Source organism: Salinisphaera sp. SWV1 (genome assembly GCF_052044155.1).
Lineage (GTDB): Bacteria > Pseudomonadota > Gammaproteobacteria > Nevskiales > Salinisphaeraceae > Salinisphaera.
On record NZ_JBQDYE010000075.1, the window covers coordinates 1 to 6,448 of the forward strand.

Genomic DNA, 6,448 nt, shown 5'->3' on the forward strand with positions numbered 1-6,448 from the left:
CCCGACGATCAAATCGGGCCAGCCGGAGCGCCATACCAGCGTGATGAGGCCCGCGATCATGATCGCAATGTTCGCGAACGCGTCGTTGCGAGCTGATAGAAAAGCGGCGCGGGTAAGACTGCCGCTATGGTGACGAAATCGGACGAGTAAAAGCGCGCAGCCCACGTTTACGGTCAAAGCTCAGAGACCGGTGATGGACAGCAACCACGGTGCAGGTGGTGACGGCGTATTGAATTTCTGCCACGCGGTCCAGAGCAGAGCCATGGTCGGGATCAGTAAAATCGCCGCGAGTGCCATGCCGACGCCGGCCAGATTGCGAACGGACCAGCCAAGCGCGACGACGATCGGGAAGTTCACGATGGTGTCTTCCAGGAAGTCAACGCTGTCGGCGAAAAGCGATACGGAGCCGATGCGCTGGGCCACGACAAATTCCACGCCGAAGTAAGCCAGATTGGCGAGAGCCACGATAGCGACAACGCGGCGGAGGGCGTTGTCCGTTGTTTCGCTCGGAACAAGAAATCATTCGATGAGGGCGTCATCTGTTTCCTTTTGTCAGATAGAAGTACACTCTGACTGGGCGTCAGGCTCATGGCTTCAATTGCGTCAGGATAGAGCCGATTTCGCTAATAATTATTGTGTTTCTCGTTCGGCTCAGATACTTTAAAGAAATGCTGCGCGTTATCGCGATATTCCTGCTTGTAATGCAAGCGCTGGTCGCTCAGGCCGGTGTTCAAGGGATATCGTGTCTGCACAGCCCGGCGGGCAAGTCGCCGCACAGCGCGCTGTCTGCCACTCACGGTCAAGCTTCGCAACCGGATCAGCCGCCTCGGCACGACATGTGTTGTTGCGATGTGATCGGGAGCTGTGCTTCTAGCGCTTTGGCAAGCGATGCGCTCGCCTCCGACATGCCTAGCCCGCATCCCGTCTACCCGCTCGCGAGGATGACGTCGCGTCTGGAGCCTGGCTTTGTACGGCTCCCTTATCGCCCCCCGTCTTTCGCTATTTAACTGACGCTCGGCGACGTCTGTGACGTTGTCATCCGGTTAAATCTAGGCGTCTTGTGATTGTTACCGCAATGAATCGGTCGTAACGACCGGTTCGCGGGATGGTCTGGTCGTAAGGCCGTGGCCAATAGCAACCGCGAGTCGCTACATGAAAGGCGACCCTCATGACCTGTTTCCCTTCCTTGGCCAAGCGGTCCAGCTTGACCGTGCGCGACGTCCTGGCTCCGCTTGGCAACACCCACTCGGATCCAAGTCAGACACGTCGTTGGCCGCGCCGCACATTGAAAACTGGATCACCTATCGAGCCGGGCGCTCCGTGTTCCGAGTGGCATCGGCTGCGATCACGCCGGGGCGGTTCCTCGTCACAGGACCTGGCATATGTCGAAGCATTGCCAGTCGCGTTTCGGCGTCGAATCGGTCACTGCAAGCCTTTTCCAGCAGCTCGTCTTGCGAGCTATAAGCGACTATCAATCGCCCACACCGGCACCGGCTCATCCCGGTAGTGCCCCCTGTTACCGGGGTGTCAGCGGTGACACCGAATCCACGGCGTCATCGCGATTCGGCCCTCGGGTATCGAGCCCTACTCCCCCTGACCGATACCCGTGGGTCGTCTTTTACTTCGAATACGGAGAAGATTTTGAAAAAACGTAAGAGCTATGGCGAAGCGCGTCGTAACGGCTCCGAGATCGACGCTGGCCCGCCACGCATGCACGATCAGCAAACGAATACGCAGCGCCGGAGAGTTCTCCAAGCGATGGCCGCCGGCGGCATGTTGGCCGGCCTTGATATGTTTTTGCCCGGCGTCTCGCGGGCGGATGCCATGCGCCGAGCCGGTGAGGCCGCGCGCGTTCAAGGTGGCCCCCCGCGATCCGTGACTCGGGATTTTCATATTCGTTCGGAGTCGATCGCTATCGCCGGAGGGCGAGCAACGGCCAACACCGTCAATCACGGCGTGCCCGGCCCCCTGCTGGAACTCTGGCAGGGGCACAACGCGCGGCTTCGGGTACATAACCATTTAAAGGACGATCTGACATCAATCCATTGGCACGGGCTACTGCTGCCATTCGAATTGGACGGTGTTCCGGGCGTGTCATTTCCGGGCGTTGCCGCCGGCGATACATTCGAGGCTTATTTCCCGGTGCGTCAGCACGGCACTTACTGGTATCACAGTCACGCCGGCTTTCAGGAGCAGGTCGGCCAGCTCGGGCCGATCGTGATTCACCCGGCCGAACCCGAGGCCAATCCAGCCGACCGCGAATACGTGTTGGTACTGACCGACTGGACGTTCGAGGATCCCGCGCGACTGTTCGCCAAGCTCAAGGAATCCAGCGACTACTACAACTTCAACCAGCGCACGCTGGTCGACTTGGTCGACGAAGTCGAACAACAGGGGCTGACCCAAACCATAAAATCGCGCCTGGCCTGGAACAAGATGCGCATGAGTCCGCGCGATATCGCCGATGTCACCGGGCACACTTATACCTATCTGATGAACGGCCAGCATCCAGCCGCCAATTGGACCGGGCTGTTCAACGCGGGTGAGCGCATCAAGCTGAGAGTCATCAACGCATCGTCGATGACCTATTTCAATGTGCGCATCCCCGGCCTGCCGATGACTGTGGTCGCGGCCGACGGCCAGAACATCGAGCCGGTCGACACCGACGAGTTCCAGATTGCGGTGGCCGAAACTTATGACGTGATCGTCGAACCGGCTCCCGACAAGGCCTATACGATCATGGCCGAATCGATGGACCGCTCGGGCTATACCCGCGGCACGCTTGCGCCACGGCCGGGCATGAGCGCGACCGTGCCGGCGCTGCGCACGCCCCCGACTCGCACGATGATCGATATGGGCATGCCGATGCAGGGCATGGCGATGGACGACGAGTCGGACCAGAAAATGTCGATGCCGCAACCCCACGACGGGGCGCAGATCAGCGCTATGGGCGGCATGGCAGGCATGCAGCACTCTCAAGCGATCAATCGTGCCACCAACCCCGTTGCCGATGATTTGTCGCATATGGGCATGGGCAACTCGGGCCCGGTGATCGCCCGGCATGGCCCTGACAAGCATGGCCCGGGCAATATTACCGTGGCTCAGGCCGAGCGCTATCGGCTGGCCGACCGGCCGACCGGCCTGGCCGACGTCGATCATCGTGTCTTGACTTACAGCCAACTGCGCAATGTCTCGGTACCGCCGGATAAACGCGAGCCCTCGAAAACCATCGAAGTGCATCTCACCGGCAACATGTACCGCTACATGTGGTCGTTCGACGGCCGCGAGTATTCACAGGCCAAGCCGATCGACTTCCCCTACGGTGATCGCATCCGGCTGATACTGGTCAACGACACCATGATGGAGCATCCGATCCATCTCCACGGCATGTTCATGGAGCTGGAAAATCACCAGGGCAATCATCGGCCCTATAAACACACCATCAGTGTCCTGCCCGGCTCGCGGGTATCGTTGCTGGTCACTGCCGATGAACCGGGCCGCTGGGCCTTCCATTGTCATCTGCTCTACCACATGGAGGCCGGCATGTTCCGCGTCGTGCGTGTCGCCCCGGCCTCGGAGATCGATCATGCCTAAGGTGATGCATCAAATCCTGATAGTCGGGTTGGCGTTTGTCATGGCCAGCGCGGCCGCACCGGCGCTGGCCGACGCGCCGCCCGGCAAGGCCAATCCGAACAGCGTTGTGCCCAAGGGCGCCGAAAACGCATCCAGCGGCGCGCCGGCGAACTGGGCGCCCCCCATCCGTGATAACGCTATCCATCAGTACAGCAGTATCAACCGTCTCGAATACGGCACCGGTAATGCGCCCGACAGCTATCTCTGGGAAGGTCAAGGCTGGATCGGCGGCGATATCAACCGTTTCTGGTGGAAAACCGAAGGCGAAGGCGCAACCACCGGCGGCTCGCCGGATTCGACCTCGTTCGAGGCTGACTACGGACGCGCGATCACTCCGTTCTGGAATGCGCTGATCGGTGCACGCTACGATATCTACCCCGGTAAGGATCGCGCGTTCGGCATGGTCAAACTGCAGGGCCTGTCCCCCCTGTATATCGATACCGAAGCCTCGTTCTACGTCAGCCAGGACGGCGTACCCAGCTTTCGCGGCGAATTTCAGTACGAGCCGTTGATTACCCAGCGCCTTCGCCTAGCGCCGCGAGCTGAAATAAATCTCGGCGCGCGCGATGCCAATTACGGCTTGGGCGGAGGTCTGCAGAGCACCTCGCTCGGCCTTCGGCTCAAGTATCAGATCGTGCGTGAATTCGTACCGTATATCGGTGTGCGCTGGGACAAGAAATACGGCGACACCGCCAAAATGGCTCGGGCGGACGGCGGGACAAGCTCCTCGACAGCCTTTGTGGTGGGCCTGAGTGCTTGGTATTAGCAGGCATCGCGACACCACCGCGTTGCTGATTGATGACGTTGTCCGAACGCGTACCGACGGTGGTCTTGTGCATCACTCGGGTTCGTCGACGTCATTCCACCCGACCCCGAGTTGCCATTTTTCGATATTCGACCCTCAAATCCAATCTCAAAACCCTGGAGTCTGAGATGTCAAAAGTAACCGAGGCAGTCTACCGCTGGCTGGATTTCGATCTTCGAGCGCCGCACGACATTCCAGCGCGAGTCACGGCGTCGCAACAACTGACTTTTTACGGCCTACGGATTGTGTTCGGGCTGATCTGGCTGTTCAACGCGTGGACGGCCTCGGCCAGCGCAAATAAACACGCAATTGCGCAATTCATGGGCCTGTCTTTCGGCTCCTGGCCCGTGCGCGTGATCGGCAACGGTGTTTTTTTGCTGGATCTAATAATGGCGGTGGCGCTGCTTTCGGGCCGCGGCATGCGCGCCGCCCTCTGGTTGGGCGTTGTGTATCTGATCGTGATGTGGGTCGGCGTTTCCCATACCGGCGGTTTCAATACCGCCGCCGGCCAGACCGATCCGGGGATCGCGCCGCCTTATCTGATCCTGTTGATCTTGACGTTCGCCTGCTGGCGCCTGAGCCAGGCCGCGCCAGCGAACAACAATGCCGTGGCGCAGGCGCACGCCCGTCTGTGGATCCATGCGATGCGCCTGGCATTCGGTTTTTTGTGGGCCTGGGACGCACTGTTCAAATGGCACCCTTACTATCTAACCCATATGGTCGCCTATCTGACAGCGGCTCAAGATGCCCTACCAGGCTGGGTGGCAACTTACGACCAGATGTGGATCAACGTTATCAGCTTTGTGGGCCCCGTTCTGGTTGGCGTGCTGGCTGCGCTTCTTGAAACGGTGCTCGCCTGGAGTCTCATCACCGGCAAGCTGATGCGATGGCTGCTACCGATCGGCGGCATCTATTCGCTGGTGATATGGTCGACGGCCGAAGGGTTCGGCGCACCATATACAGCCCTTGGCCAAACCGGCATGACCGGCAACATGTTTGGCAACGCCGCGATTTACGCCCTGATCTTTTTCACTTTCATGGCCGTTTATCGGTGGCCCAAGCCCATCACCGCATCCGTCTGATACGTCGTTAACCGAACCACGCAAATTCCGCGGCCTAAAATCATCACCGGATGACAAATATGACTTTCGTTCCGATCCTCGGCGATACGCTCTATACGATCGCCGGCATGTTCTGGAAAATCCTGTGGGCGCTGGTGCTCGGCTTTGCGATCTCGGGCGCCGTCCAAGCGTTCGTTCCCAAACGCCGCATGGTGCAGGTCATGGGGGACGACAGTGCGGCTTCGCTTTTCCGAGCGGGTTTTTTCGGCGCCATCTCATCGTCCTGCTCATACGCTGCGGCCGCCATGAGCCGCAGCGTATTCATGCGCGGCGCTCATATCACGGCCTCGATTGCCTTCATGATCGCGGCGACTAATCTCGTGATCGAGCTGGGCTTCGTATTGTGGTCGTTGATGGGCTGGCAGTTCGTGGTCGCTGAATTTGCGGGCGGCGTGCTGCTAATCATCGTTATGGCGCTTCTCATGAAGCTCGTCGGGCCGGTGAGGGCATTCGATCACGTACGTGAGGCCCAGACTGACGATGATACGGACGAGGATGTCGCTGTCCCGAGCCCGCTCAGCCTTGATGGTTGGCGCCAGGCGGCCGCCAATTTCATGATGGACTGGTCGATGATCTGGAAGGATATCGCCATCGGCGTGATCGTCGCCGGCGCGATGGTGGTCTGGGTACCCGACGCGTTCTGGCAGGCGCTGTTTCTATCCGGGGGCCACGGGGGCGATGTCAGCCTATTGCAGATGATCGAAAACGCACTCGTCGGGCCGCTGGTCGCCGTGGTGAGCTTTGTGTGTTCGGTCGGAAACGTGCCCTTGGCCGCCGCTTTGTTCAACGGCGGTATCTCGTTCGGCGGCGCGCTGGCCTTCATCTACGGCGATTTGATCGTCATCCCGATGTTGCTGGTCTATCGCCAATACTACGGCACCCGACTCGC

Annotated in this window: 5 protein-coding genes and 1 pseudogene; 4 read left to right on the forward strand and 2 right to left on the reverse strand. The window is 59.8% G+C overall.

The annotated features are described in order from the left end of the window. A pseudogene (locus ACS8YF_RS19265) lies at positions 1–468 on the reverse strand (cation transporter); the annotation flags it as partial. Positions 469–1,584: 1,116 nt separating this feature from the next. Further along, a complete protein-coding gene (locus ACS8YF_RS19270; protein WP_353213727.1) occupies positions 1,585–1,893 on the reverse strand; it encodes a hypothetical protein in 309 nt (102 codons plus the stop codon). Here ACS8YF_RS19270 and ACS8YF_RS19275 point away from each other — a divergent pair. From ACS8YF_RS19275 to ACS8YF_RS19290, 4 genes are all read left to right on the forward strand, one after another. After that, positions 1,774–3,594, forward strand: coding sequence for a copper resistance system multicopper oxidase (locus ACS8YF_RS19275; protein ID WP_353213719.1), 1,821 nt, complete (start codon positions 1,774–1,776; stop codon positions 3,592–3,594). The two genes, ACS8YF_RS19270 and ACS8YF_RS19275, sit on opposite strands and share 120 nt — an antisense overlap. A gap of 40 nt (positions 3,595–3,634) precedes the next feature. Continuing rightward, entirely contained in the window at positions 3,635–4,399 is a 765-nt protein-coding gene (locus ACS8YF_RS19280; RefSeq protein ID WP_440851721.1) for a copper resistance protein B, read from the forward strand. Positions 4,400–4,566: 167 nt separating this feature from the next. After that, positions 4,567–5,520 carry a hypothetical protein gene (locus tag ACS8YF_RS19285; protein ID WP_353213527.1) on the forward strand — a complete coding sequence of 318 codons (954 nt, stop codon included), beginning with the start codon at positions 4,567–4,569 and terminating at the stop codon, positions 5,518–5,520. A 59-nt stretch (positions 5,521–5,579) separates the two neighbouring features. Continuing rightward, positions 5,580–6,448: permease (locus ACS8YF_RS19290; protein WP_440851722.1), on the forward strand; the 869-nt coding region annotated here is incomplete at its 3' end.

Excerpts from the sequence above, each read along its gene's own strand:
- ACS8YF_RS19275 (WP_353213719.1), top strand. The coding sequence starts at position 1,774 with ATGTTGGCCGGCCTTGATATGTTTTTGCCCGGCGTCTCGCGGGCGGAT.
- ACS8YF_RS19270 (WP_353213727.1), bottom strand. The coding sequence starts at position 1,893 with ATGAAAATCCCGAGTCACGGATCGCGGGGGGCCACCTTGAACGCGCGC.
- ACS8YF_RS19280 (WP_440851721.1), top strand. The coding sequence starts at position 3,635 with ATGGCCAGCGCGGCCGCACCGGCGCTGGCCGACGCGCCGCCCGGCAAG.
- ACS8YF_RS19285 (WP_353213527.1), top strand. The coding sequence starts at position 4,567 with ATGTCAAAAGTAACCGAGGCAGTCTACCGCTGGCTGGATTTCGATCTT.